Raw genomic sequence first — 25,183 nt, 5'->3', positions numbered from 1 at the left:
CGCTTCATGGCCCGCACGCCGGTGTTCCCGATCCCGGGCGATGGGCGCTTCATGCGCCAGCCGCTCTACGAACGGGATTTTTGCCGCTGCCTGATCAAGTGCATCGAGCGCCGGCCAGAGGGACAGGCCTACGACATCGTCGGCGACACCCGCATCGACTACGTCGACATTATCCGGACCATCAAGCGCGTCAAGCGCCTGCGCACGCTCATCGTGCACATCCCGATCGGCTTCTTCGCCTTCCTGCTGCGCACCTATGCGCTGTTCAGCAGCAAGCCGCCGTTCACCGCCGATCAGCTCAAGGCGCTGTCGGCGGGCGACGATTTCCGGGGCGTGGACACTGAAGCGGTGTTCAGGGTGAAGCAGCACGACTTTGAATCCGCGGTGCGCGAGAGTTACTGCGACCCCCGCTACAGCCACGTCATCCTCAAGCGTTGAACCCGACATGACCTCCACACTCCGCGACTTCGCTGTCATCGGCTCCGGCCCCATGGGCCTGATGGCCGCCCTCGAGCTGCTCCGGGCCGGCCATCGCGTCGACGTCTACGAGCGCGACGACCGCATCGGCGGCATGTCCGCCAGCTTCGATTTCGATGGCCTGCGCATCGAGCGCTACTACCATTTCGTCTGCAAGACCGACGAGCCGCTGTTCACGCTGCTCGCCGAGCTGGGACTGTCGGATGCCCTGAAGTGGACCGACACCAAGATGGGCTACTTCGTCGACGGCAAGCTCTACAAGTGGGGCACGCCGTTCGCGCTGCTGGCCTTCCCCAAGCTGGGCTGGATCGAGAAGATCCGCTACGCGCTCCACGTCATGCACACCAAGGGCATCCGCGACTGGACCGCGCTCGACCAGCGCAACGCCCGCGAGTGGATCCAGTCCTGGATCGGCAAGCGCGCCTGGGACGTGATGTGGGAGCGCGCCTTCCACCTGAAGTTCTTCGAGTACACCGACCAGCTGTCGGCCTCGTGGATCGGCACCCGCATCAAGCGCGTGGCGCTGTCGCGCCGCAACCTGTTCAACGAAAGCCTGGGCTACCTCGAGGGCGGCTCGGCGACGGTGCTGGCGGGCATGGTGGCCGAGATCGAACGCCTGGGCGGCCGCATCCACCTGTCGGCGCCGGTGCAGGAAGTGGCCTCCCACGCCGGCCGCGTCACCGGCCTGCGCATCCACGGCGAGCTGCGCCCGGCCGACGCCGTGCTGTCGACCGCGCCGATCCAGTACGTGCCGGGCTTCGTGCCCGGGCTGCCCGCCGAATTCGCCGACCGCATCCGCCGCATCGAGAACATCCCGGTGGCCTGCGTGATCCTCAAGCTCCGGCACGCGATCAGCGAGAACTTCTGGATGAACATCAGCGACGCCGGCATCGGGATCCCCGGCGTCATCGAGTATTCCAACCTCAATCCGGGCACGCGCGCGGGCGAGCACATCCTCTACGCGCCGTTCTACATGCCCAAGACCCACCCGAAATGGTCGCTTCCCAACGAGGCGCTGATCGACGAGGTCATCGGCTACCTGGGCCGCATCAATCCCGACTTCCGCCCGGACTGGGTGCTGGGCCGCCACTGCCACCGCTACGAGTTCGCCCAGACCATCTGCCCGCCCGGCTTCCAGGCCATGCTGCCGCCGATGCGCACGCCGCTCGAGGGCTTCTTCATGGCCGACACCGCCTACTACTACCCCGAGGACCGTTCGATCTGCGAGAGCGTGAAGGTGGGCAGCGCGCTGGCGCGCGAGGCGCTGGCGGGATGATCCGACGGCAGTTCCTGTGGTTCCTGGTGGCCGGCGGCATCGCCGCGGCGGCGAACGTCCTGTCGCGGATCGGCCTCAGCGAGATCCTGCCCTACGTGCCCGCGATCGTGATCGCCTACCTGGTCGGCATGGCGACCGCGTTCGTGCTCAACCGTGCGCTGGTGTTCAAGGGCGCCAGCAACAGCATGGGCAGCCAGGTCGGCTGGTTCATCGCCATCAACCTGCTGGCCGTGGCGCAGACGGTGCTGATCAGCCTGTGCCTGGCCCGCTGGCTGTTTCCCTGGGTGGGCCTGGACTGGCATCCGGAAACCATCGCCCACGCCATCGGCGTGATGGTGCCCGTCGTCACCAGCTTCGTGGGCCACCGGATGTTGACGTTCCGGACCCCAGGCAGCGCCACGCGGTAAGCGCGGCCAGCAGCAGCACGCCCAGCGCACTGGGATCCCAGAGCAGGAAGTGCTGGAACGGCTCCAGCACCCAGACCACGACGCCGTAGCCGACGATCACCAGCCAGGCCAGGACGAAGTACCCGGCGTGGCGCGCCGCCGCCAGCAGCAGCCCGAGGTGGAGGGCCAGCATGGCCTGGTAGGGCTGGTGGTGGTTGAGATGGCAGTCCATGGTCATCAGCATGCCCAGCAGGATCGAACCCAGGGCCCAGCCGATCCACGGCACCGAGCGATCCAGGGTCCGCGTCGCGGGCAACAGCCGCCCCAGCGCCCCGGCGACGACGACCAGCAGCATCGACGGCAACACATAGTAGAAGTCGCGGGCGCGCCAGGTATCGAGCACGGTGAAGCGCTGGCCGGCCTCGCCGATGCCGCACTGGTTGCCGGCGCCGGTCAGCAGGATGCGCAGGGCGTCCGCCTTCATCGCCAGCCACTGCCCGGGCGTCAGCGCGGCGTAGGCGCGCCGGATCGTGTCGAGCACGCCCACGTCCTCCTCGCCGAAACCGAAGGTCCCCGCGAAGGCGAATTTCACCAGCGCGTTCCCGGGCGGATCGACGCCGCGCTGGTAAAGCATCCACGGCACCAGGATCGCCAGGCACACGGCGGCCGAACGCACCATCGCCCGCAGCGTCGGCAGGCCGCGAAGGGCCACGCCGAGCGCGATCATCACCGGCAGCGCGAAGACCGCACCGCCGTGCGACTGCAGCGCCAGGGCCGACAGCAGGGCCGCCCCGACAAAGCCGGCATCATCCTCGCGCAGCGGTCGGCGCGGCGACCGGCCGCCGTCGAACAGCAGCCAGGCGGCCGCCAGGCCGAAGGCCGCCGACAGCATCTTCGGCCACACGTAGCCCGCGTTGAACAGCACGAACGGCGACAGCAGGCAGGCCGCCACCATCGCCAGCGCCAGCCGTTGGCCGGCGCCGACGCGCCGGAGGACCAGGAACACCAGCGGCGCCCAGAGCGTGTTGAGCAATACGCCCATCGCCCAGGAATACCGGTGGTACAGATAGGTGCCGTCCGAAGGCAGCAGGTGCGAGCCGAACAGCTTGGTGGCGAACGCATGCCAGCCATAGGCCAGCGGCGGGCGGTCGGTGGTGCTCCAGGGTCCCATCCAGCCGGTGTTGCCCATGTCGCCGGTGGCGAGCATCTGGCCGATGCGCATCGGGATCTGGTTGTCGCTGGACCAGCGCGCAGGATCGAACCGGGCATTGGGCGACCAGGACCCGGCATTGGCGTCCACCAGCCCATGGATGCCCAGCACCGCCAGCGCCACCACCAGCCACAGGGTCGACGTCCGCAGGAAGGCCATCCGGTCAGGCGCCGACGCGCCGCGCACGGGCCGCAGGCCCAGCAGCCCGGCGGCGGCCCAGGCGCCCGCCAGTGCCAGTCCGCCGGTCGCCACCGTGCCCGCCCACACCGACGCCGCGTAGGCGAAGAAAAGTCCGTAGCCCAACAGGCCCAGGACAGCGAGCACGAGCGCGACCCGCAACGACGGATCGGACCGTCGCGCCAGCGCACCCCAGGCCAGCCAGGCCAGGCCGGCCAGCAAGGTCCAGGCGAGGAACAGGTAGGCCGCCGCCATGGCATTGGACGTCTTCACCGCGGTCGCGGCCGTCCTGGCGAACGGGGCGCCGACCGCGACCGCCTCGCCATCCACCGACACCTCGACCACCATGCGAACCCTGGCCTCGCCGGGGCACCAGTCGGCGCCGGGATCGAAACGGGCGATGGCCCAGTCGGTGTTGGTGCGGCTGCGCGCGAACACCCGCTGCTCGCCGGTCGCCAGGCAGGCGATGCTGGCATGGACGCCGCGCTCGCCCAGGTCGCCGCGGATCGGCATGCCCAGGCCAGCGGCCGGCAGCGTGAATACCGGCGACGCGAGTCGGGCGGCGCGCGCGCCGCCGGCCGGCGACCAGTTGCTCCAGAATCGCGCCTGCCCCGTGGCCAGCCAACTGTCCGGCATCTGGCGGACGTCGGGCCCGACCGGCACGAACGCCCCCGAGATCTCCCAGTCACCGGCGGGCACGACGGCGGTCTTGGGCGGATCCGGCACGAGCACCAGCGCCAGCGCGACCCCGAGCGCCAGGCACCACGGCCAGGCCCGCGCCACGCGAAGCATCATCGAACGAACGGATTCCGGGCTCATGGGCAGGACGGCCTCAGGGAGTGATCACCAGCGTGCGCCCGTTGTCACAGACGGCTTCGCCAGCGGCGACCCGGTCCACGAGCACCAACCGGTAGTCGCCGGGCGCCAGCCCCGCGAGCGAAAAGACCTGCCGGAAGCCCGCGGACGCGGCGCCCTCGGCGTCCAGCGCCGCCGCCACGTCGGGTCGCTGCATGCGCTCGTCCAGGGACACGTCAAGGCCGACCGCGCCCGACGGCGCGATCAGGCGCAGCACCGGCGACTTCGCGGGCCCGGTGCGGTCGATGCTGGCGAACCAGCCCCGCGCCTCGACGTCGGCGCCGGCCCGGGCCCGGAAGGCCTCGCCGGCGCCGATCTCGCCCAGCCACTCGAGATGGCAGGCATCGTGACCCTGCACGGCGGCCCCGGGGGCGTCCGCGCTCGCCAAGGCCATCGCCGACCCCGGCGCCGGCTCACCCTGCGGACCGTGGCAGGCCGCCAACAGGACCAGGCAGGACGCGATGGCCCCGATGCGGCGGGCGACCGGCCTCATGCGAGGGCGCGCAGGACGACCGGCGGCATCCAGGCCTCGTCGCCATAGCGATAGTTGTTGGCGGTGTGGCCGCGGAAAACGTCGAAGTCGATGCCCACCTCCACGGTGCGGAACCCGGCCGCCGCCACCCGTCCCAGCAGGTCGAGCCCGAAGTGGTAGTAGGTATAGATGCCCTCCGAGCGCAGGCCATCGCCGTGGTATTCGGGCGGCTCGAGATGCACCAGGCTGCCGTCGGCGGCATGCCGGCCGCGCACCAGCGTGGTCGCGCGCAGCGGGAAGAACGGCATCGTGAACACGCAGGCGCCGCCCGGCCGGAGCACCCGCCGGCATTCCGACAGCGCCCGGTCCGTGTCGGCGACATGCTCGAGCACGTCGTTATGCACCACCAGGTCGAGCGAGCCATCCCGATAGCCCAGCTCCGTGATCGACTGGTGCACCACCGAGCGACCGCGCACCGCGTGCCGCGTGCCGGGCGCATGCCCGGGACCGAAGAACTCACTGCCCTCCAGCCACGGCAGCGCCTGCGCCAGCCGGTCGTAGAGCACGGTGGTCGCCTCGAGCATCAGGCCACGCGCGGACTCGGGGAACGCCCGTTCGCACACGGCCGTGTACACCAGTCGGTTCCGGTTGCCCAAGCCACATCCCGGGCACTGCAGGCCCTCGCGCAGGTTGATGTCGGGGCCAAACCGGACGCCGGTGTCCACGACGAACGCCGTGGCCGCGCGACACACCGAGCAGTAACCGGACAGGCGGGGCTGCGCCTGCACCCAGGCATCGGCGGCATCCATGGCGCCCCGGTGGTGCCGTAGCGCCGCGAGCAGCGCCGCGTCTTCGTCAAACCAACACAGCATGGGGTCTCCCGCCCGGGTGGGCTGGCGTGGTCGTCATGGCGGGGCCAGCGCGCGCCAGGTCGCCGCCAGGCCCTCGCGCAGCGAAGTGTGCGGCGACCAGGCGAAGCCGCGGCGCGCGGCGCCGACGTCGAGCACGACGCGCCGCACGTCGAAGGCCCGGCCGGCCTGGTATTCGACGGCCAGCGGCCGCCCGACCACGTCCGACACCATCGCCACCAGGGCATTGAGCGAATGCCCTTCGCCGCTGCCGACGTTGAACACGCCGACTTCCTGCGAGAGGCCGGCCGTGGCGGCCAGTTCGACCAGGTCGTCGATGTAGATGTAATCGCGCACCACTTCACCGTCGCCCCAGATGCTCACCGGCTCGCCCCGGGCGGCGGCGCCCAGGAAGGCGGCGACCGCGCCCTGCACGCCGGCCGTGGACTGGCGCGGACCGTAGGGGTTGGAGGGGCGCAGGATCACCGGATCAAGGTCGCCGAGCTGCTGGTACATGCGCAGGTAGTTCTCGATCGCGACCTTCACCACGCCATAGGACGAGATCGGGTGCAGCGGATGCGATTCCGGCACCGGCGACACGGTCGGGTTGCCGTACACCGTGCCGCCCGAGGAGAAGTAGACGATCCGGCGCACGCCCGCGCTGCGCATCGCGCCCAGCAGGCCCAGCGTGGCGACCAGGTTGCCCTGCACGTCGGCCACCGGATCGAGGTTCGAGGTGCCCGGCACCGTGGTGCTGGCGAGGTGGAACACCACGTCCACGCCCGAGAGCGCCCGCGCCGTGACCACTGGATCCGCCAGCGAGCCGGCGATGAACTCGACGCCGCGCCAGTCCACGTCGGCGCGCGGCCTCCCCGGATCCAGCACCGCCACGTCGGCGCCGCGCGCCTGCAGCGCCGGCACCAGCGCGGAGCCGATGAAGCCGTTGCCGCCGATCACCAGGGCGCGCATGGCTCAGCCCGCCTCGCGGGCGACGTCGTCGAGCCCGAACTGCACGCGCAGCGACCGGAGGTAAGCGCCGGCGGCGGCGCGCACGGCGTCGTCGACCGGGAACAGGCGCTGGGCCTCCGCCTGCGCCCGCGCCACCTCGTCGTAGTGCCTGGCCAGCGCCGAACCCAGCGTGACGCTGCCGGCGTGGCGGCGATGGCGGTTGAGCGGCGACGGCTCGAAACAGACCCGGCCGCGCGTAAGCAGGCGCAGGTAGACCACCCAGTCGCCGGCGATGCTGTAGCCGGCGATCTCGTCGATGCCTTCGCGCAGCACCTGCAGCAGCGGCTCGCGGCGGAACACCACCGCGCTGGCGTTGGGCACCACGTTCTTGACGCCCAGGCAGGCGGCCTCGTCCTGGCCATCGGCGACGTAGGGCCGGTGCCAGCGGTCGGGCGAGACGTCGCGCGTGTAGTCCAGGTAGTCCGGCGCCAGCGTCTGGCCGTCGGGGTCCATCTGCTCGGACTGGCAGTAGCCCATCACGATCGAAGGGTCGCGGGCCATCGCGCCCACCACCGCTTCGAGCAGGCCCGGGTGCGCCAGGTCGTCGGCCTCGGCGATCCAGACGTAGTCGCCGGTCGCCAGCTCCAGCCCGCGCAGCCACTGCCGGAACACCGAGCCGCTGTTGCGCGCGTTCACCACCACGCGCGGCTCCGGCGACAGCTGGGCACGCAGCGACTGCAGCAGGTCCAGGCTGCCGTCGGTGGAGGCGTCGTCGAGCACGATGATCTCGTACACCGGCAGCGTCTGGTGGGTGATGCTGCGCAGGCGTCCTTCCAGGTAGCGCGCGTAGTTGTAGTTCGGCACCACCACCGAGACCTTGGGCACGTCGATGCCGCCCAGGGCCAGCAGGTCCAGCGCATAGCGCCGGAACGAGAACCGGGCGTCGATGAGATCGCGACCGGCCTCGCCCAGTGCGCGGCGCTGGCCGTCGTCGGCCAGCAGGCCGCGCAGGGCGTCGGCGTAGGCGGCGGCCGTGAGCGGCGACACCACCACCCCGCCCTGCGACGCCACCAGGTCGGCGCCGCCGCCGGTACCGGCGAAGGCCACCACCGGCGTGCCCACCGACAGGCTTTCAAGCACGACCGACGGGAAGGGATCCTCGCGCGAGGCCAGCGCGTACACGTCGGCGCCGGCGTAGTAGTCGTCGGTGTCGAAATCCAGGCCCACGAAGTGGAAGCGGCCGGCCATGCCGCCCTCGCGCAGCGCGCGGTCGACCGCGTCCTGCACGCTGGCATCGCGATGGCCCACCCACACGAAATGCAGGTCCGGGACATCGGCCAGCCGCACCGCGGCCTCCGCCAGCAGGTCCACGCCCTTGCGCGGATCGGCGTAGCCAACCGCCAGCACGATCTTCGCCTGCGGCGGCAGGCCCAGGCGCTCGCGCAGCGCCGCGCGCGCCGGACCGGCGTCGCGCTGGCCGCGGTAGCGACTGCGCGTGAACAGTCCCTGCGGCCTCACGACCAGCTTGTCGTCCAGCGCCGCGGCGTCGGCGAAGGACGCCAACCCCCGGGCCACGGCGTCGCAGGCCACCACCACCTGGCGCGAATCGCGCACCAGGTCGCGCACCGCGGCCTCCAGGCCGTACTCGCGGATCACGCCCGGCAGCTCGTGCACCAGGCTCAGCACTTCGATGCCGGCGGACCGGAACGCCGGCGCCACGCGCCCGGAAACGGCCGTGTTGGCGATCACCAGGCGGGTGCCGTCCTCGCGGCAGCGCTGCACCAGTGCGGCCACGCCCGCGTCGTCGAAGGCCTCGTGCACCGGGCACAGCCTGCGGAAATCGTCGGCCAGCCGGCCCGGACCGAGCAGGCCCACCGACACCGGCACGCCGACGTCCCGCAGTTCGCGGGCCAGGTTCAGGGCCAGGTACTGGCCGCCGTGCGGGTGGGCATCATGCGACAGCACCAGCACCCGCCGCGGGTCGCGCGGCGCTTCCAGCGCGTCACGGGTGGCCTGCAGGAACGCATGGCCGAAGCGCCGGTCGGGCTCGAGCTTGGCGCCTTCGGCCCACTCGTTCCAGGCGTTGACCATGACGATGCGTTCGCCCGCGACCGGATGCCGCTCGGCGTATTCGACCGCGAACGCCAGCCAGTCCTGGTAGCGATCGGGCGTCGCGTAGGCAAAGGTGTAGCCCTTGCCCGGTCGCCGCGCTTCGTTGTCCCAGCCCGGGAACACGGTGCGGATCAGCGGGAAGCCCTTGTCCGGCCAGGCCTTGGCGCTGTCGACGATCGACTGGTAGTGCACCACGTGGCCCTGGTAGTCGGGATTGACGATGTCCAGCGCGCGGTTGATGGCGTCGCAGTCCTTGGCCAGCTTGTGCGGCGGGAACTCCATGGCGGCGTCGAAGCCGTGCTCGCGCGGATCCTCGGTGTCGAACTGCACCATCGCGATGAACAGTTCGCCGATGCCGACCTCGCGGCAGTGTTCGCGCCAGCGCCGCAGCGTCGCCGCCGGGTCGGGCAGGATCGAGGGGCGGTAGACGATCAGCAGCGGCTTGCCGTCGACGCGTAGGTAGCGGCGGTCGCGCAGGTAGGGCTCGAGGTCGCGGATGAAGGCGAGGTCGTTCTCCGGCCCGTGCACCTGCGAGATCAGGATCTCGCTGTCGTGCCCGTCCCAGCGCCGGGTCCAGTTTTCATTGGCCCAGCACAGGCAGAACGGGAAATCGATGTCGTCCTGGGCCAGGTACAGGTCCAGCGGCTTATCCATCAGGCGCTTGCCGGCGAACCAGTAGTAGTGGAAGGCGAAGCCGTGCAGCCCGTACTGGCGGGCCATCTCGACCTGGCGCTTGAGCACGTCGGGCACGCGCAGGTCGTAGAAGCCCAGGTCGGCCGGCAGCTGCGGCTGGTGGTGGCCCAGGAACTGCGGCACCGCCTTGGTGACATTGGTCCACTCGGTGAAGCCCTTGCCCCACCAGGCCTCGTTTTCGTCGAAGGGATGGAACTGCGGCAGGTAGAACGCGATGGCCTTGGCGCGCAGCGCCTCGGGGCGCGGCGCCGGCTCGGCCGACGGCGGCAGGTATTCGGGCGCGCGCCGCGAGGCATCGCTGGCGAATACTTCCTCGAGGTAGTGGCGCGCCACCACCGACACGCCTTGGGCCGGCAGCGTCGGTCCCGGCAGGGCCCTGGCCACCGGCTCGGCCGATGGCGCCGGCGGCCGTGGCCGGACGCCGTCGCCGCCGGGTGCGCCGCGCATGTCGGCGTAGGCAGGCAGCTTGCGGCCCCGCCGGATCGCGCCCAGGCAGCAGCGCACCCAGCGCAGCGGCGCGGTGAGGCGCCAACTGTGGCTGGCCACCACGCGATCGACCTGGGCCTGGCGCAGCTCGGCCCGCGACTCGGCGTCGCGCAGCAGCAGGTCACGACGGCGCAGGTCGGCGCGGGCGGCGGCGATCTCCGCGTCGCGGGTCGCCAACGTGCCCGACAGCGACTGCTGGGCCGCTTCGGCCGACAGCGCGCGTTCGCGCAGGACGGCCTGCTCGCCGCGAAGCGCCGCCAGCTGCGCCTGGGTCGTCTGGTGACTCACGAGGGTGGCGCGCAGCCGGGCCTCGAGCGACGCCAGCCGCTCCGTCGCCTCGGCTTGCCCGGCCTCCCGCGCTGCATCGACCGCCGACAGCCGGGCGCGCGTTTCCGCGAGGGCGGCCTCCACGCGCTCGGAAACCGCCTTGTAGTGGACCCGGAACTTCTCGGCGTCGTCGAACCGCGCCTCGAAGAAATCGGCCCGGGCCTGCTGCACAACGCGCTGGCCCAGCGCCTCGAAGGCACGCTCCACCGCTGCCTCGTCGGCACTGCCGCGCAGCCGGCACAGCGCCTGCAGCGCCTCCGGCGCCTGGTCGCCGACCAGTAGCACGCCCAGGCCGTGGGTGTGCCGGAAGCCGAACGCCGGGTAGCGCGCGGCCAGCTCGTCCCACAGCCGCCAGACGCCGAAGCCCCGCTCGCGCACCGCGATGTCATGGAACAGCACCACGCCCCGCCGCGACAGCTTCGGAAGCCAGCTTTCGAAGTCGTGCCTGACGGCCTCGTAGGTGTGCAGGCCGTCGATGTGCAGCAGGTCGATGCTGCCGTCCTCGAAGGCCGCGATCGCGTCGTCGAAGCGCATCCGCATCAGGCGCGCGAAGGCCGGGTACTTGGCGCCGACGATGCCCTGGAGCTGCTCGTAAACGTCTTCGCCATAGAAGCCGGCGTGCTCGTCGCCCTGCCACGTATCCACGGCGAAGGCCCGGGTGCCCAGCCGGCGCGCGGCGACCGCCTGGCAGAAGGCCAGGAACGAGGTGCCGTGGTGCGTGCCCAGCTCCACCAGCACCTCGGGCGCCAGCGCCTCGGTGATCCAGAACGCGAACGGCACGTGGCCGGTCCAGGCGCTCGGCGGCACGTCCTCGGGCAGCAGGAACGTACTGGTGTTGGCCTCGAAGCCGATCATGCCGCGCGGCCCTGCAGGGCCAGCCCCAGGCGCGCCAGGCGCAGGCCCAGCCGCTGCCTGAGGCCCATGCCGTGCGCGCGGAACACGCCCACGGTGTCGCCCCAGGCCGCGCTGCCCGGATCCGGGTGCGGCTCCCAGTCGGTGTGCACTTCCACCAGCTCGGACGCGCCGATCTTGGCCAGCGCGCGGTAGCCGTCCGGATAGAAGCGCCAGCAGTCCTGCGGGTAGCGATGCTCGGGGCCGCGCGAAGGCGCGATCAGGAACACCAGCCCGCCGGGCTTGAGCACGCGCTGCATCTCCAGCCACGTCATCCAGAAGTGCTCGATGTGCTCGAAGGCCTGGCCGGACACGACCACGTCCACCGAGCCGCTGGCGAACGGCAGCCGGTACGGCGAGTCCAGCACCACGTCCACGCCCGGGCCGGCCTCGAGGTCGACGCCGGTGTAATGCCAGCCGGGATCGGTGAACAGGGTCCGGTAGGACCCGTTCACGTCGAAGGAGCCGATGTCCACGACCTGCAGGACGCTACCGGGGGAGAGGTAGGTCGAGACCAGGCGCTGCATGTGCTGGTAGGAACTGTTGTGCATCAGGTGCTCCGTGCATCGGAACCGTCGGCGTCCCCCGAGACCAACGTGACCGAATGATAAGGCAGGCCGACCAGGCCTGCCGACACCGTGCTGCTGATCGACTCGATCACCAGCCCGTCGAAAACCCAGTCGTTCTGGACGTGTTCGGCATGGGTGCCGTCCGCCAGCGCGACGTCGAAACTGTACTTGCCCACCGGCAGCCAGGGCATGCGGAACGCGAACTCGGCCCGCAGCACCTGGCCCGCGCGCACCGGCGGCCGCGGCCCGGCGCCCTGCAGGTAGGTGTTGGTGCCGAACAGGTGCTGGCCCAGCCGGTCCTTGAACAGGAAGCCGATCACCGGGCTGTCCAGGTCCGACCGCACTTCGGCGTCGACCTGCAGGCGGACCTGCTCACCTCCCTCGACCCGCGCGAGCGGGCGGCCGTCCGGCCCCGCCAGCCGCACCGAGGTGATGCGTGCCCGGCCGTCGCCGAAGGCCGCGGCCTGGGGATTGAAGCGGAAAACGCGCATCGTGCTGGCGTCGGTGATCTCGGCCTCGGCCTCGCCCGCCTCCTGGCTGGCGGCCGCGTCGGCCGCGCCGGCCGCCACCGCCAGGCCATAGGACTTGGCGTGGTAGGCCTCGGACACGTCCTTGGCCGGGCCGTCCATCACCACCCGGCCCTGCTCGAGCCAGATCGCGCGCCGGCACAGGTTCACCACCGCCGCCGAACTGTGGCTGACGAACACCAGGGTGCCGCCGGCCTCCTGGAAGGTGCGCAGGAAGCGCATGCATTTCTGCGCGAAGAACACGTCGCCGACCGCCAGCGCTTCGTCCACCACCAGCACGTCGGCATCGACGTTGGCGATCACCGCGAACGCCAGCCGCACGTACATGCCGCTGGAATAGGTCTTGACCGGCTGGTCGATGAAGTCGCCGATGTCGGCGAAGGCTTCGATGGCGGCGAAGCGCTCGTCGACCTGGCGGCGCGTCAGGCCCAGCACCGAGCCGTTGAGGTAGACGTTCTCGCGGCCGGTGAACTCCGGGTTGAAGCCGCTGCCCAGCTCCAGCAGCGCAGCCACCCGGCCATCGACACGGACCTGGCCGGCGGTGGGCGTCAGCGTGCCGCAGATCACCTGCAGCAGGGTCGACTTGCCCGAGCCGTTCTTGCCGATGATGGCGACGGTTTCGCCGCGCTCGATCCGGAAGCCGACCTCGCGCAGCGCCCAGAATTCGCGGAAGTAGTGCGCGGGCGCCAGGCCCAGCAGGCGCCGCAGCCGCGGCAGGGTCGCCTGGCGCAGGCGGTCCTGGGGGCGGGCGTAGATCTGGTAGCACTTCGCGACGCCGTCGACGACGATCGCGGGCACCGGGGCGTGGCCGGCCTCAGAGGACATCGGCGAACCCACTGCGTGATTTCTGGAAGAACCAGAACCCGGCCTGGGCCACGGCCAGCGCGATGCCCCAGAACAGCGCCAGCAGCGCCAGGTCCGGCGCCTGCCCGGCGAAGATCGCGCCGCGCGCCTGCTCGATGACGAAGGTCAGCGGGTTCAGGAACAGCCAGCCCCGCACCGACGCGGGCAGCGCCGACACCGGGTAGAACACCGGCGCCAGGAACATCAGCACGCTGGCCAGCACGCCCGTGACCTGGGCGGTGTCGCGCAGGAACACGCCCAGCGCCGCCAGCCCCCAGGCCAGGCCCAGCGACAGCACCAGCAGGGGCAGCATCAGCAGCGGCAGCCACAGCACGGCCCAGGACAGGCCCCCGCCGAGCACCAGCACGCCGGCCAGCAGGATGCCCAGCGCGATCGCGGCGTGGAAAGCGGCGGCGCCGACCACCGTCACCGGCAGCAGCTCCAGCGGGAAGATCACCTTCTTGACGTAGTTGGCGTTGCCCAGCACCAGGCCGGGCGCGCGGGTGATGGCCTCGGCCAGGATGCCGTGCATCAGCACGCCGACGAACACGAACAGCGCGAAGTCGAACTTGCCGGCCGGCACCGCCGCCGCCGACCAGCGCGCGCCGAACACCACCGAGAACACGAAGGTGTACACGGCCAGCATCATCAGCGGCGTCAGGATCGACCAGGTGATGCCCAGCCACGAGCCGCGGTAGCGGCCGCTGATCTCGCGCCAGGTCAGGTCGCGCAACAGCCGGGCGTGGGTCCACAGGGACGCCGCGGCCGCCGGCAGCCCCGTGGCGCGCTGCGAATGGGGATTCATCGCCGGTCAGCCGCGCAGGGCGGCGTCCAGCTCCGCGCGCAGGTCCTCGAGGTCCTCGACGCCCACGCTCAGACGCACCAGGTTGTCGGTGATGCCCAGCGCCGCGCGGCGCTCGGGCGGCACCGAGGCGTGGGTCATGATGGCCGGGTGGTTGACCAGGCTTTCGACGCCGCCCAGCGACTCGGCGAGCGCGAACAGCCTGCAGCGCTCCATGAAGCGCTTCGCCGCCTCGCCGCCGCCCTTGACGTAGATCGAGATCATGCCGCCGAAGCCGTGCATCTGGCGCTTGGCCAGCGCGTGCTGCGGATGCGAGGCCAGGCCCGGGTAGATCACCTTGTCGACGGCGGGATGCGCTTCGAGCCACGAGGCCAGCGCCATCGCGTTGTCGCAGTGCGCCTTCATGCGCAGGTGCAGGGTCTTGAGGCCGCGCAGCGCCAGGAAGCTGTCGAACGGACCCTGGATGCCGCCCACGGCGTTCTGCAGGAAGGTCATCTTCTCGGCGATGGCGGCGTCGTCGCCCACCACCACCATGCCGCCGACCATGTCGGAGTGGCCGTTGAGGTACTTGGTGGCCGAGTGCATCACCAGGTGCGCGCCCAGCTCGAGCGGGCGCTGCAGGATCGGCGAGCTGAAGGTGTTGTCGACCGCCAGCCAGATGCCGCGCTTGCGCGCGAAATCGGCCAGGCGGGCGATGTCGACCAGCTTGAGCATCGGGTTGGTCGGGGTCTCGCACCAGATCAGCTTGGTCTTCGGCGTGACCGCGGCTTCCACCGCGGCCAGGTCGTCGAGGTCGACGAAGCTGAAGTCGAGCCCGGCGCTGCGCCGGCGCACGCGTTCGAACAGGCGGTAGGTGCCGCCGTAGACGTCGTCCATGCAGACCACGTGGTCGCCGCTGTCGAGCATCTCGAGCACGGTGGACGTGGCCGCCAGACCGGAGGCGAAGGCGTAGCCGCGGGTGCCGCCCTCGAGCGACGCCACGCAGGCCTCGTAGGCGAAGCGCGTGGGGTTGTGGCTGCGCGAGTACTCGAAGCCCTGGTGCACGCCGGGACTGGCCTGCACGTAGGTCGAGGTGGCGTAGATCGGCGTCATCACCGCGCCGGTGCTCGGATCGGGCGACTGGCCGGCATGGATGGCGCGCGTGCCGAGGCCGTTCTTCTGGGGATCGCTCATGGGGGGAAGGCGTCCTGTGTCTGGGGTTATTGCGCGCGTCGGCGCAGGTAGTTGAGCAGGTCGATGCGGGTGATCAGGCCCAGGAACTTCTGGTCGTCCATCACGATGGCGACGTGGCCGCGGTCGAACACCGGCAGCAGCGCGGCCATCGGCGCGGTGACGTCGAGCTTGTCGAGCTTGCTCACCATCGCCGTGGACACCGGCTCCTTGAACTTCTCGTCGCGGCCGAACACGTGCATCAGCACGTCCGACTCGTCGACGATGCCGACGATGGCGTCGCCGTCCATCACCGGCAGCTGCGAGACGTCGTACATCTTCATGCGCTGGTAGGCGACCTGAAGGGTGTCGGCCGGCGACACCACCACGGTGTCGCGCTGCGCGTAGGGCCGCAGGATCAGGTCGCGCAGGTCGCCGTGCACGGGACGCTCGAGGAAGCCGTTGTCGAGCATCCAGTAGTCGTTGTACATCTTCGAGAGGTACTTGTTGCCGGTGTCGCAGACGAACACCACCACCTTCTTGGGCGTGGTCTGTTCCCGGCAGTACTTCAGCGCCGCCGCCAGCAGGGTGCCGCTGGAGCTGCCGCCCAGCACGCCCTCCTTCATCAGCAGCTCGCGGCCGGCCAGGAAGCTTTCCTTGTCGGTGATCGCGTAGGCCTTCTTCACGCGGGTGAAGTCGGAGATCGAGGGCAGGAAGTCCTCGCCGATGCCCTCGACCAGCCAGCTGCCGGACTTGGTGCTCAGCACGCCTTCGTTGATGTACTGGGTGAGGATGGAGCCGACCGGATCGGCCAGCACCAGCTCGACGTGCGGCGCGGCCCTGGCGAAGAAGCGCGACAGGCCGGTCATGGTGCCCGAGCTGCCGCAGCCGAAGACGATGGCGTCCATGTCGCCGTCCATCTGGCGCCAGATCTCGGGGCCGGTGCCCTGCTCGTGCGCGGCCGGGTTGTCGGGGTTGCCGAACTGGTTGATGAAGTAACCGCCCGGGGTCTCGCGGGCGATGCGCTCGGCCATGTCCTGGTAGTACTCGGGGTGGCCCTTGGCCACGTCCGAACGGGTCAGGATGACCTCGGCGCCCATGGCGCGCAGGTTGAAGATCTTTTCCCGGCTCATCTTGTCCGGGACCACCAGCAGCAGCTTGTAGCCCTTCTGCTGGGCGACCAGGGCCAGGCCGATGCCGGTGTTGCCGGCGGTGCCTTCGACCAGGGTGGCGCCGGGCGCGAGTTCGCCGCGCGCTTCCGCGGCCTCGATCATCTTCAGGCCGATGCGGTCCTTGATCGAGCCCCCGGGGTTCATGCACTCGAGCTTGAGGTACAGCTCGCACACGCCCGTATCGAGATGGTGGGCCTTGACGATCGGGGTGTCGCCGATCAGTTGGAGAACGCTTTGCTGGACCGTCATGGGCATCAGGGACATTCGGCGGGAGCGCCAGCCGCCGAGTCTACCAGCCCGGGCCCGTGGCCCGTCCGTCCGCGGCCCGTTCCGGGCCGGACCCGACGCCGCGGGACGGGGTCCAAATGCGGGCGGCGGCGACCCGACGAGGTGGGCCGCCGCCGCCGCAGCGGGAACTCAGTGTCGAAGCCTGTCGTACATGCGGGTCAGCCGGTCCTTGGCGTTGAGCTTTTCCTTTTTCATGCGCCCCAGCGTGGTGTCGTCCAGCGGCAGGACGCCCAGCTCGGCGTCCAGCACCTGCTTGTCCAGCTCGCGGTGCCGGTGGTAGAGCTGGCGGAATTCCGGGTCGCTCTTCATGAGCGCGTCGAGTTCGTGTTGCGGTTGCCCTTCAAACATCGGATTGACCTCCTCCAGAAACGCGAACGCCCCGGCCGGCGAAGGACGAGGCGTGGCGGATTGAGACAAAGGTCAGGTCGCTTTCGCGGGCGGCGCCCCCGAGCGACCGACGCACCCCATCGTGGGTGGACGTCCGCTCGGCGGGGGCGAGGTCTGCTTTCATCGGCCTGGCTCGGTGGTCCCGGCGACGTGGGGCCGCCGGGACTTTGAACCTACTCCCCCGGTTTTGGGGTCGCAAGCCTTTCGATAAGTCATTGAATGGAAACAAAAAGCCCCCGACGGGCGGGGGCCATGCGCCCGCGGGTGCGGGCCTTTGGATTCAAGCACTTAGTGGATGTGAAGGATCACCTGAACCAGCCAAGTGCTTGAACTAAATACTATTCCTCGATGATTTCCACCCGCCGGTTGCTTGCGCGACCGGCGGCGCTGGCGTTGTCGGCGACCGGGCTGCCCTCGCCCTTGCCGACCGCCTTCATGCGGGACGCAGCCACGCCCGCGTCTTCCAGCGCACGGCGCACGGCGTCGGCGCGACGCTGCGACAGCGCCTGGTTGGCGGCGTCCGCGCCCTGGCTGTCGGTGTGGCCCTCGATGCGGATCGCGCCGCTGCCGGACAGATTCGCCGCCAGCGCGCGCAGGCTCGCCTGCGCCTGCGCGGTCAGGCTGGCGCTGCCGCTGCCGAAGGCGTTGCCGGCCAGGGTGTGCACGGTGCGGCTGCCGTCGCGGCGCGACGGCGGCGGCGCGGCGTCGGGCAGGTCACCCCCGGCGACGGCGGCCGCCAGCTCGGCCTCCTTGCGGGCCAGTTCGGCTTCGCGGGCGCGGGCCTGGGCCAGCTTGCGGGCCTGGGCGGTTTCGGCCTCGGCGGCTTCGAGCGCGATCGTCTGCGCGGCCGCGGCGGCCTCGAGTTCGCGCTGGGCGGCCTCTTCGCGGGCGAGGCTCTGCAGGCGCAGGCGCTCGGTCTCGCGCCGGGCCTGCTCGGCCTCGCGGCGGCTGGCCTCGACCATGATCTGGTCGCGCTCGCGGTCGAGCTGCAGCGACTGGCTGGCCAGCAGGTCGGCCTCGGCGGCCGCGCGGGCGGCGGCGATGCGCAATCCGGCCAAGCGCACCGTGAGTTCGCGCTCGCGGCGCTTGGCATCGGCGGCGGCGGCAACGGCCTGGCGCGCCTTCAGGCGCTCCAGGCCGGCCAGGTCGGCCAGCGAGGGATCGGTTTCCAGGGTGCGCAGCTCACCGGCGAGGCGGGCCACGGCCTGTTCGTGGTCGGCGGCGGACTGGGCCAGGCCGGGGCCCGACAGGGCCAGCAGCAGGGGCATCAGCAGGCAGGGAAGGATCGGGCGCATCAGCGGTTGCCTCCGTTGACCAGCAGGCGGCGACGCAGGTCGGCATTGCGGGCGGCCTTGCTTTCCACCTCGGCCTGCGCGGCGTCACGCTGGGCGGTGGCGCGCGCCAGGTCGGCGGTGGCCTCGGCCACGCGGGCCAGTTCGGCCGCGTCACGGCGCTTGCGGCGGCTGTTGGCCTCGCGGGCGGCCAGCAGTCCGGCGCGGGCCTCGTCGAGCAGGCGGGCGGCCTCCCCGCGCGGCGCGGCGCGCTCGGCGGCGGCGACCGCGGTTTCGGCGGCCAGCAGCTCGGTGCCGTCCTGCGCAAGGGCCCCGGAGCTTGACGCAAGCAGCAGAAGCGGCAGCGCGTGATGGATTTTTAGCGAGGAAAATGTCATAAGGCGATCTCGCAGGTGGGCAGATGGACGCGGGTCATTGTAGCCGTCCGGGGCCCAGCCAACCGATTCGGAACGGGGACCCAAGGATACGCACATGGACATCGGCTACTTCCTGAAGCTGATGACGGAAAAGAACGCGTCGGACATGTTCCTGACCACCGGCGCGCCCGTCTACATCAAGGTCGAAGGCAAGCTCTACCCCCTCGGCAACACCGGCCTGCCGGCCGGCATGGTCAAGAAGATCGCCTACTCGCTGATGGACGAGGGCCAGGTGCCCGCGTTCGAGCGCGACCTCGAGTACAACATGGCCATCGCCGTGAAGGACACCGGGCGCTTCCGCGTCAACGTGTTCAAGCAGCGCGGCGAAGTCGGCATGGTCATCCGCGCCATCAAGTCCGAGATCCCCAGCATCGACCAGCTCAAGCTGCCGGCCGTGCTCAAGGACATCGTGATGGAGCAGCGCGGCCTGGTGCTGGTGGTCGGCTCCACCGGCTCGGGCAAGTCCACCACGCTCGCGGCCATGATCGACCACCGCAACGCCAACAACACCGGCCACATCCTCACCATCGAGGACCCGATCGAGTTCCTGCACAAGCACAAGAAGTCGATCGTGAACCAGCGCGAGGTCGGCCTGGACACCCACGCCTTCCACAACGCGCTCAAGAACGCCATGCGCGAGGCGCCGGACGTCATCCTGATCGGCGAGATCCTCGACGCCGTGACCATGGAATCGGCCATCGCCTTCGCCGAGACCGGCCACCTGTGCATGGCCACCCTGCACTCGAACAACGCCGACCAGACCCTGGACCGCATCCTGAACTTCTTCCCGGAGTCGGCCCACAAGAACGTTCTGATGAACCTGGCCCTGAACCTCAAGGCCATCATCAGCCAGCGCCTGGTGGTCGGAAAGGACGGCAAGCGCCTGCCGGCCGCCGAGATCCTGATCAACACCCCGATGATCCGCGACCTGATCCGGCGCGGCGAGGTGCACGAGATCAAGGAAGCGATGGACAAGTCGCTCGAGGCGGGCATGCAGACCTTCGACCAGGCCCTGTTCCGCATGTACAAGGAAGGCAAGGTCGAGCTGGAGGAGGCGCTGCGCAAGGCCGACTCGCGCGACGACCTGGCCCTGAAGATCCGCCTGTCGGAAGGCTCCGCCACCGGCGAGCACGACCCCTACGCCGATATGTACGGCAGCAGCGGCGGCAGCGAGAACGCGTCCGCGGGCTACTGAGCCCTCAGTTGCCCGTCGCCGCGGGCGCGTCCGGCTGGTTCTCCGGCCGGGCGGCCTGGAAGGCCTCCATGCCCAGGCAGGTCTGCACGATCCGGCGGATGGTGCGATAGGGCGCCATGTCCACGCCGAAGCGTTCGGCGTTGAAGACCTGCGGCACCAGGCAGCAATCGGCCAGCGTCGGCTGCTCACCGTCGCAGAAGTCGCCGGTGGACGGGTTGTCGCACAGCGTGTCCTCGGCCGCGTCCAGGCCCACCTTCATCCAGTGCCGCACCCAGGTGTCGCGTTCGGCCTGGGGCACGTTCCAGGTCTTGTCCATGAACTGCAGCACCCGCAGGTTGTTCAGCGGGTGGATGTCGCAGGCGATCATCTGGGCGATGGCGCGCACGCGCTGGCGTTCGCGCGCCGTGGCCGGCATCAGCGGCGGGGTCGGCCAGGTCTCGTCAAGGTATTCGATGATCGACATCGACTGGCGCAGGATGCGGTTGCCGTGCATCAGCACCGGCACCAGCTCCTGCGGGTTGAGGTCGTTGAACTGGGGCGTGTGCTGCTGGCCGCCGTCCTGCAGCAGGTGCACCGGCATCGTCTCGAAGGGCAGGCCCTTGAGGTTGAGCGCGATGCGCACGCGATAGGCGGCGCTGGAACGCCAGTACGAATAAAGCCGGATGATTCCCGAGCCCATGCGACCTGCTCCCCTTCCCTTGGCCTGGCGGCCCGGCTGGCGCCGGGTCATGTTGGCCCAGCATACCCCCGCCCCGCCCGCTTGTGGGAGGCCCGGCGGGCGGGCCGTCAGGCCTTGGCGATGCGCTGCTCGATCGCGCCGAAGATGGACGCACCGGCAGCGTCGAGCATCTCGATCCGCACGGTGTCGCCAAACGACATGAAGGGCGTGCTGGGCTTGCCGTCGCGCAGCGCCTCGACCGTGCGCTGCTCGGCGAAGCAGGACGCGCCGCGCGAAGTGTCCTCGTTGGCGACCGTGCCGGAGCCGACGATCGTGCCGGCCGACAGCGGCCGGGTCCTGGCGGCGTGCGCGACCAGCTGGGAGAAGTCGAACTGCATGTCCACGCCGGCCTCGGGCGCACCGAACCACTTGCCGTTGACGTGTGTCAGCAGCGGCCGGTGGAGCTTGTTGCCCTGCCAGGCCTCGCCCAGTTCGTCCGGGGTCACGAACACCGGGCTCAGGGCCGAGCGCGGCTTGGACTGCAGGAAGCCGAAGCCCTTGGCCAGCTCGCCCGGGATCAGGTTGCGCAGCGAAACGTCGTTGACCAGGCCGACCAGCTGGATGTGGCCGGCGGCCTCCGCCGGCGAGGCGCCCTGCGGCACGTCGTCGGTCACCACCACCACCTCGGCCTCGAGATCGATGCCGTAGGCCTCGTCGGCCACCAGCACGGGATCGCGCGGGCCGTAGAAGCCGGCGCTGACCGCCTGGTACATCAGCGGATCGGTGTAGAAGCTCTCGGGCACCTCGGCGCCGCGGGCCTTGCGCACCCGGGCCACGTGCGGCAGGTAGGCGCTGCCGTCGACGAACTCGTAGGCGCGCGGCAGCGGCGAAGCGAACGCGGCGAAGTCGACCGCGAACACCGGCTCGCCGTTGATGGTCTCGGCCTGGCTGCCTTCCAGCGCCTCGTACGCGCCGTTCAGGCGCGGCGCGGCGTTCGACCAGTCCTCGAGCGCGCGCTGCAGCGTCGGCGCGATGCCGGGCACGCGCACGGCGCGGGACAGGTCCTTCGAAACCACCACCAGCGTGCCGTCGCGACCGCCTTCCTTCAGTGAACCGAGCTTCATGGTTTTCCTCTTCTTGGCGTGCGCCGGGCGCACGTCCGTGGGCAATGGATCAGGCGCAGCCTTCGACGTAGAACACCGGCGGCGGCCGGCCGACGCGCCAGGTGCCGATGCGGCCGCGCGGGTCCACTTCGAACACCAGGCGGGTGTCGCCGCCGTCTTCCGGGGTGACGATCAGGTAGCGGGCGCCGTCGACGTACTTGTGCATCTGCACCTCCACCCGGTCCGGGAAGGCCGCCATCACGTCGTCGGCATGCATGCCCACGCGCAGGCCGCCCGGCGAGGTGTACTGGGCACCGCGCACGTCGTAGCGGGCGAACTGGCCGTCGACGATCATGAAGGCGATATCGGGCACGGCGACGCCGCGCGCCTCGGGCACCAGGTAGTGGCAGTCCTGCAGGTCCAGCCCGGTGCGGCCGGTCATGGGCTGGCCCCAGGCCTGGCGCACCCGCTCCTCCAGCGCGCCGAAGCGCGCCGGGCCGAAGCCGCGGAAGTGGGTGACGGCCGGGTCGGGAGTGGCGTCGGGCCCGGCCTCGGGCGCCGTCTCGAGTGCAACGCTGGCCGGCGGGGCCTCGACCGGCGCGGCCGGCGCGGGCGCCTCCGCCGCGTCACGGCCGCAGGCCGACAGCGTCAGCACGCACAGCAGGCCCAGGGCGATTCGATGGGTCTTCATCGTTTGTCCGGCGTGAACTGGCGGGCCAATCCCTGCCAGCACTGCAGATAGTCGGCCTGCCGGTGGCCGGCGTCCAGCGCCTGCGCGGCGGGCCGGATGACGTGGCGCGACTCGAACATGAAGGCCATGGTGTCGGTGATCACGTCGGGCCGGGACAGGTCGGCGTTCGAGGCCTTCTCGAAGGTGGCCGCGTCCGGGCCGTGCGCGCTCATGCTGTTGTGCAGCGAGGCGCCGCCGGGCACGAAGCCCTCGGCCTTGGCGTCGTAGGCGCCGTGCACCAGCCCCATGAACTCGCTGGCGATGTTGCGGTGGAACCACGGCGGCCGGAAGGTGTCCTGGGCCACCAGCCAGCGCGGCGGGAAGATCACGAAGTCGATGTTGCTCACGCCCTCGCTGTCGCTGGGCGAGTGCAGCACCAGGAAGATCGACGGGTCCGGGTGGTCGTAGCTGATCGAGCCGATGGTGTTGAACCGGCGCAGGTCGTATTTGCTGGGCGCGTAGTTGCCGTGCCAGGCCACGACGTCGAGCGGGCTGTGGTCGAGGTCGGCGCGCCACAGGCCGCCCTGGAACTTGGCCACCAGCTCGAAGTCGCCGTCGCGGTCTTCGCAGGCCGCCACCGGCGACAGGAAGTCGCGCGGATTGGCCAGGCCGTTGCTGCCGATCGGCCCCAGGTCGGGCAGCCGGAACATGGCGCCGAAGTTCTCGCAGACGTAGCCGCGCGCGGCGCCGTCGGGCAGCGACACGGTGAAGCGCAGGCCGCGCGGGATCAGCGCGATCTCCTGCGGCTCGACCTCGAGCACGCCCAGTTCGGTGGCGATGCGCAGGCGGCCCTGCTGCGGGACGATCAGCAGCTCGCCGTCGGCGTTGTAGAAATAGCGGCCGTCCATGTCCTTGTTCGCGGCGTAGACATGGATGCCCATGCCGCCCGCGGACGGCCCGCCGTTGCCGGCCATGGTGAACAGGCCGTCGAGCCAGTCGGTGGGCGCCGCCGGCATCGGCAGCGGGCTCCAGCGCAGCTGCTCGGGCGTCACCGGCCCCTGGCCGAAGTCACTGTGGAAGTGCGGGTGGGCCAGCGCGCTGAAGGCGCCATGCCCCGCCGCCGGCCGGATCCGGTACAGCCAACTGCGCCGGTTGCTGGCCCGCGGCGCGGTGAACGCCGTGCCCGACACCTGCTCGGCATACAGCCCGTAGGGCGCCCGCTGCGGCGAATTCCGCCCCACCGGCAAGGCCCCCGGCAGCGCCTCGGTCGCAAACTCGTTGCCAAATCCACTCTGGTATTGAAGGGTCATCGGGTGGGTTCCGGGGAAAGATTTTTTGCCACGGATGAACACAGATGAACACGGATAAAGCAGGAACAGATCGAGAATGCTTTTGATCTATCCGTGTTTATCCGTGTTCATCAGTGGCTGAAATCGCGTTTCAGAGCACGCCGCGGCGGATCTGGTCGCGTTCGATGGACTCGAACAGGGCCTGGAAGTTGCCCTCGCCGAAGCCCTCGTTGCCCTTGCGCTGGATGATCTCGAAGAAAATCGGGCCGATCGCGTTCTGGGTGAAGATCTGCAGCAGCTTGCGCTGCTTGGTCTCCGGGTCGGCGTCGATCAGGATCTTGTTGGCGCGCAGGCGCGGCACGTCCTCGCCGTGGTCGGGCACGCGCTGGTCGATCACGTCGAAGTAGGTGTCGGGCGTGTCGAGGAACTGCACGCCCTTCGCCCGCATCGCTTCCACCGTGGCGTAGATGTCGTCGGTGAAGCAGGCGATGTGCTGGATGCCCTCGCCCTTGTAGGCGTCGAGGTATTCGTTGATCTGCGACTTCGGGTCGTTGGACTCGTTGAGCGGGATGCGGACGATGCCGTCCGGCGCGGTCATCGCCTTGGACACCAGGCCGGTCTTGACGCCCTTGATGTCGAAGTAGCGGATCTCGCGGAAGTTGAACAGGCGCTCGTAGTAGTCGCTCCACTTCTGCATGTTGCCGAAGTAGAGGTTGTGCGTGAGGTGGTCGATGAAGGTCAGGCCGAAGCCGGCCGGGTTCGCGTCGGCGCCCGGGATCGGCTCGTAGTCGGCCGCGTAGGCGTCCTCGCCCGAGGGCACCAGGTACAGCATGCAGTCGCCGATGCCCTTCACCGCCGGCACGCCGATGGCGCCCGTGCCCGGCTTGTGGTCGATGGCTTCGCCGCCGTTGCCCTTCACCGTTTCAAAGACCTTGGCCACCGGCTCGGTGAAGCGGATCGCGAAGCCGCAGGCGCAGGGGCCGTGCTGGGCGGCGAAGTCGGCCGCGAAGCTGTCCGGGTCCTCGTTGACCAGGAAGTTGACGCCGCCCTGGCGGTACACGGTGATCTTGCGGGTCTTGTGCCGCAGCGTGGCGCTGAAGCCCATCGACCGGAACATCGCGTGCAGGTCCATGGGGCTGCCCGCGGGCGCGGCGAACTCGACGAACTCGAAGCCGTCGATGCCCATCGGGTTCTCGAAGGTGGTCGGCTTCATGCCCAGGTTCGGGGCGTGGGTCTGGGGCTGGGCGCTCATGGCGATCCTCCGGTGGGGGCGGCTTGCATGGGGAAGGCTGTCGTTATAGTTTCATTTGCAACCATTTTCAAGGCGCACCGCCGCAATGCCCGATCGGGACATCCTGGACCTCGAACACTTCCTGCCCTACCGGCTTTCGGTGCTGTCGAACCGGATCAGCCAGGACATCGCCCGCCTGTACGCCGAGCGCTTCGACCTGGGCGTCACCGAGTGGCGCCTGCTGGCGGTGCTGGGCCGCTACCCGGGCCTGTCGGCCAGCGAACTGGCCGAGCGCACGGCCATGGACAAGGTCGCCGTCAGCCGCGCCGTGGCCAGCCTGCTTGCCGCCGGCCGCATCACCCGCGACACCCACGACGCCGACCGCCGCCGCTCGGTGCTGGAGCTGTCGGCCGAGGGCCAGCGCGTCTACGCCG

The 25,183-nt window shown here is 70.3% G+C and carries 22 protein-coding genes and 1 pseudogene; 5 read left to right on the top strand and 18 right to left on the bottom strand.

All coding sequences use genetic code 11. The features are described from left to right. From VFQ84_RS00115 to VFQ84_RS00105, 3 genes and pseudogenes are all read left to right on the top strand, one after another. Positions 1-438 (top strand): annotated as a pseudogene (locus VFQ84_RS00115) (NAD(P)-dependent oxidoreductase); the annotation flags it as partial. A 7-nt stretch (positions 439-445) separates the two neighbouring features. Further along, positions 446-1,753: an NAD(P)/FAD-dependent oxidoreductase gene (locus VFQ84_RS00110; RefSeq protein WP_325127931.1), complete on the top strand. Its 1,308-nt coding sequence runs from the start codon at positions 446-448 to the stop codon at positions 1,751-1,753. After that, positions 1,750-2,160: a GtrA family protein gene (locus VFQ84_RS00105; protein WP_325127929.1), complete on the top strand. Its 411-nt coding sequence runs from the start codon at positions 1,750-1,752 to the stop codon at positions 2,158-2,160. The genes VFQ84_RS00110 and VFQ84_RS00105 overlap by 4 nt, the downstream gene beginning before the upstream one ends. Here the strand turns inward: VFQ84_RS00105 and VFQ84_RS00100 are convergent. The 13 genes from VFQ84_RS00100 to VFQ84_RS00040 all read right to left on the bottom strand — a co-directional run bounded on the left by VFQ84_RS00100 (position 2,099) and on the right by VFQ84_RS00040 (position 18,564). Further along, positions 2,099-4,345: a hypothetical protein gene (locus VFQ84_RS00100; protein WP_325127927.1), complete on the bottom strand. Its 2,247-nt coding sequence runs from the start codon at positions 4,343-4,345 to the stop codon at positions 2,099-2,101. The genes VFQ84_RS00105 and VFQ84_RS00100 overlap by 62 nt on opposite strands. Before the next feature lie 13 nt (positions 4,346-4,358). Then, positions 4,359-4,874 carry a hypothetical protein gene (locus VFQ84_RS00095; RefSeq protein ID WP_325127926.1) on the bottom strand — a complete coding sequence of 172 codons (516 nt, stop codon included), beginning with the start codon at positions 4,872-4,874 and terminating at the stop codon, positions 4,359-4,361. Then, the gene (locus tag VFQ84_RS00090; RefSeq protein ID WP_325127923.1) at positions 4,871-5,725 is read right to left on the bottom strand and encodes a class I SAM-dependent methyltransferase; all 855 of its coding nucleotides are present in this window, start codon (positions 5,723-5,725) and stop codon (positions 4,871-4,873) included. Before VFQ84_RS00090 ends, VFQ84_RS00095 begins: the two co-directional genes overlap by 4 nt. 33 nt (positions 5,726-5,758) lie before the next feature. Continuing rightward, complete coding sequence (locus VFQ84_RS00085; RefSeq protein ID WP_325127921.1) at positions 5,759-6,670, bottom strand: NAD-dependent epimerase/dehydratase family protein; 912 nt, start codon at positions 6,668-6,670, stop codon at positions 5,759-5,761. A 3-nt stretch (positions 6,671-6,673) separates the two neighbouring features. Beyond that, a complete protein-coding gene (locus VFQ84_RS00080) occupies positions 6,674-11,122 on the bottom strand; it encodes a glycoside hydrolase family 99-like domain-containing protein (RefSeq protein WP_325127919.1) in 4,449 nt (1,482 codons plus the stop codon). Beyond that, positions 11,119-11,709, bottom strand: coding sequence for a methyltransferase domain-containing protein (locus VFQ84_RS00075; protein WP_325127917.1), 591 nt, complete (start codon positions 11,707-11,709; stop codon positions 11,119-11,121). The genes VFQ84_RS00080 and VFQ84_RS00075 overlap by 4 nt, the downstream gene beginning before the upstream one ends. Then, positions 11,709-13,079, bottom strand: a complete 1,371-nt coding sequence (locus VFQ84_RS00070; protein ID WP_325127915.1) for an ABC transporter ATP-binding protein — start codon at positions 13,077-13,079, stop codon at positions 11,709-11,711. The genes VFQ84_RS00075 and VFQ84_RS00070 overlap by 1 nt, the downstream gene beginning before the upstream one ends. Further along, positions 13,069-13,902, bottom strand: a complete 834-nt coding sequence (locus VFQ84_RS00065) for an ABC transporter permease (protein WP_325127913.1) — start codon at positions 13,900-13,902, stop codon at positions 13,069-13,071. Before VFQ84_RS00065 ends, VFQ84_RS00070 begins: the two co-directional genes overlap by 11 nt. A 6-nt stretch (positions 13,903-13,908) precedes the next feature. Next, entirely contained in the window at positions 13,909-15,072 is a 1,164-nt protein-coding gene (locus VFQ84_RS00060; RefSeq protein ID WP_325127912.1) for a cystathionine gamma-synthase, read from the bottom strand. Positions 15,073-15,098: 26 nt separating this feature from the next. Further along, on the bottom strand, positions 15,099-16,469 hold the full coding sequence (locus tag VFQ84_RS00055; protein ID WP_325127933.1) for a pyridoxal-phosphate dependent enzyme: 1,371 nt from the start codon (positions 16,467-16,469) through the stop codon (positions 15,099-15,101). Positions 16,470-16,637: 168 nt separating this feature from the next. Continuing rightward, the gene (locus VFQ84_RS00050; protein ID WP_325127910.1) at positions 16,638-16,856 is read right to left on the bottom strand and encodes a YdcH family protein; all 219 of its coding nucleotides are present in this window, start codon (positions 16,854-16,856) and stop codon (positions 16,638-16,640) included. A 377-nt stretch (positions 16,857-17,233) separates the two neighbouring features. Continuing rightward, on the bottom strand, positions 17,234-18,190 hold the full coding sequence (locus VFQ84_RS00045) for an OmpA family protein (protein ID WP_325127908.1): 957 nt from the start codon (positions 18,188-18,190) through the stop codon (positions 17,234-17,236). Then, a complete protein-coding gene (locus VFQ84_RS00040; RefSeq protein ID WP_325127906.1) occupies positions 18,190-18,564 on the bottom strand; it encodes a hypothetical protein in 375 nt (124 codons plus the stop codon). The genes VFQ84_RS00045 and VFQ84_RS00040 overlap by 1 nt, the downstream gene beginning before the upstream one ends. Positions 18,565-18,658: 94 nt before the next feature. Here VFQ84_RS00040 and VFQ84_RS00035 point away from each other — a divergent pair, with 94 nt between their 5' ends. Then, positions 18,659-19,798 (top strand): PilT/PilU family type 4a pilus ATPase, encoded by a 1,140-nt coding sequence (locus tag VFQ84_RS00035; protein WP_325127904.1) that lies wholly within the window; start codon positions 18,659-18,661, stop codon positions 19,796-19,798. A gap of 4 nt (positions 19,799-19,802) precedes the next feature. Here the strand turns inward: VFQ84_RS00035 and maiA are convergent, their stop codons facing one another. The 5 genes from maiA to hppD all read right to left on the bottom strand — a co-directional run bounded on the left by maiA (position 19,803) and on the right by hppD (position 24,770). Then, positions 19,803-20,477, bottom strand: coding sequence for a maleylacetoacetate isomerase (maiA, locus tag VFQ84_RS00030; RefSeq protein ID WP_325127901.1), 675 nt, complete (start codon positions 20,475-20,477; stop codon positions 19,803-19,805). A 107-nt stretch (positions 20,478-20,584) separates the two neighbouring features. After that, positions 20,585-21,580: a fumarylacetoacetate hydrolase family protein gene (locus VFQ84_RS00025; RefSeq protein ID WP_325127899.1), complete on the bottom strand. Its 996-nt coding sequence runs from the start codon at positions 21,578-21,580 to the stop codon at positions 20,585-20,587. Positions 21,581-21,629: 49 nt separating this feature from the next. Continuing rightward, positions 21,630-22,250, bottom strand: coding sequence for a lectin (locus tag VFQ84_RS00020; protein WP_325127897.1), 621 nt, complete (start codon positions 22,248-22,250; stop codon positions 21,630-21,632). After that, positions 22,247-23,539, bottom strand: a complete 1,293-nt coding sequence (gene hmgA / locus VFQ84_RS00015; protein ID WP_325127895.1) for a homogentisate 1,2-dioxygenase — start codon at positions 23,537-23,539, stop codon at positions 22,247-22,249. Before hmgA ends, VFQ84_RS00020 begins: the two co-directional genes overlap by 4 nt. A 130-nt stretch (positions 23,540-23,669) precedes the next feature. After that, positions 23,670-24,770, bottom strand: a complete 1,101-nt coding sequence (gene hppD / locus VFQ84_RS00010) for a 4-hydroxyphenylpyruvate dioxygenase (RefSeq protein WP_325127893.1) — start codon at positions 24,768-24,770, stop codon at positions 23,670-23,672. A gap of 85 nt (positions 24,771-24,855) precedes the next feature. Between hppD and VFQ84_RS00005 the strand changes: the two genes are divergently transcribed. Then, positions 24,856-25,183, top strand: a 328-nt coding sequence (locus VFQ84_RS00005) for a MarR family winged helix-turn-helix transcriptional regulator (protein WP_325127891.1), incomplete at its 3' end; no start/stop codon positions are given.

It is taken from the genome of Arenimonas sp., from assembly GCF_035721105.1.
Lineage (GTDB): Bacteria > Pseudomonadota > Gammaproteobacteria > Xanthomonadales > Xanthomonadaceae > Arenimonas.
Note: the sequence above shows the minus strand (reverse complement) of the source record. Positions and strands in the feature narration are given on the sequence as shown.

Coding starts and splice junctions, on each gene's coding strand:
- VFQ84_RS00060 (WP_325127912.1), bottom strand. CDS start 15,072: ATGAGCGATCCCCAGAAGAACGGCCTCGGCACGCGCGCCATCCATGCC.
- maiA (WP_325127901.1), bottom strand. CDS start 20,477: ATGGGCTCGGGAATCATCCGGCTTTATTCGTACTGGCGTTCCAGCGCC.
- VFQ84_RS00040 (WP_325127906.1), bottom strand. CDS start 18,564: ATGACATTTTCCTCGCTAAAAATCCATCACGCGCTGCCGCTTCTGCTG.
- VFQ84_RS00110 (WP_325127931.1), top strand. CDS start 446: ATGACCTCCACACTCCGCGACTTCGCTGTCATCGGCTCCGGCCCCATG.
- VFQ84_RS00050 (WP_325127910.1), bottom strand. CDS start 16,856: ATGTTTGAAGGGCAACCGCAACACGAACTCGACGCGCTCATGAAGAGC.
- VFQ84_RS00075 (WP_325127917.1), bottom strand. CDS start 11,709: ATGCACAACAGTTCCTACCAGCACATGCAGCGCCTGGTCTCGACCTAC.
- VFQ84_RS00085 (WP_325127921.1), bottom strand. CDS start 6,670: ATGCGCGCCCTGGTGATCGGCGGCAACGGCTTCATCGGCTCCGCGCTG.
- VFQ84_RS00095 (WP_325127926.1), bottom strand. CDS start 4,874: ATGAGGCCGGTCGCCCGCCGCATCGGGGCCATCGCGTCCTGCCTGGTC.
- VFQ84_RS00065 (WP_325127913.1), bottom strand. CDS start 13,902: ATGAATCCCCATTCGCAGCGCGCCACGGGGCTGCCGGCGGCCGCGGCG.
- VFQ84_RS00025 (WP_325127899.1), bottom strand. CDS start 21,580: ATGAAGCTCGGTTCACTGAAGGAAGGCGGTCGCGACGGCACGCTGGTG.
- hmgA (WP_325127895.1), bottom strand. CDS start 23,539: ATGACCCTTCAATACCAGAGTGGATTTGGCAACGAGTTTGCGACCGAG.
- VFQ84_RS00090 (WP_325127923.1), bottom strand. CDS start 5,725: ATGCTGTGTTGGTTTGACGAAGACGCGGCGCTGCTCGCGGCGCTACGG.
- VFQ84_RS00020 (WP_325127897.1), bottom strand. CDS start 22,250: ATGAAGACCCATCGAATCGCCCTGGGCCTGCTGTGCGTGCTGACGCTG.
- VFQ84_RS00080 (WP_325127919.1), bottom strand. CDS start 11,122: ATGATCGGCTTCGAGGCCAACACCAGTACGTTCCTGCTGCCCGAGGAC.
- VFQ84_RS00100 (WP_325127927.1), bottom strand. CDS start 4,345: ATGAGCCCGGAATCCGTTCGTTCGATGATGCTTCGCGTGGCGCGGGCC.
- VFQ84_RS00070 (WP_325127915.1), bottom strand. CDS start 13,079: ATGTCCTCTGAGGCCGGCCACGCCCCGGTGCCCGCGATCGTCGTCGAC.
- VFQ84_RS00035 (WP_325127904.1), top strand. CDS start 18,659: ATGGACATCGGCTACTTCCTGAAGCTGATGACGGAAAAGAACGCGTCG.
- VFQ84_RS00105 (WP_325127929.1), top strand. CDS start 1,750: ATGATCCGACGGCAGTTCCTGTGGTTCCTGGTGGCCGGCGGCATCGCC.
- VFQ84_RS00045 (WP_325127908.1), bottom strand. CDS start 18,190: ATGCGCCCGATCCTTCCCTGCCTGCTGATGCCCCTGCTGCTGGCCCTG.
- hppD (WP_325127893.1), bottom strand. CDS start 24,770: ATGAGCGCCCAGCCCCAGACCCACGCCCCGAACCTGGGCATGAAGCCG.
- VFQ84_RS00055 (WP_325127933.1), bottom strand. CDS start 16,469: ATGACGGTCCAGCAAAGCGTTCTCCAACTGATCGGCGACACCCCGATC.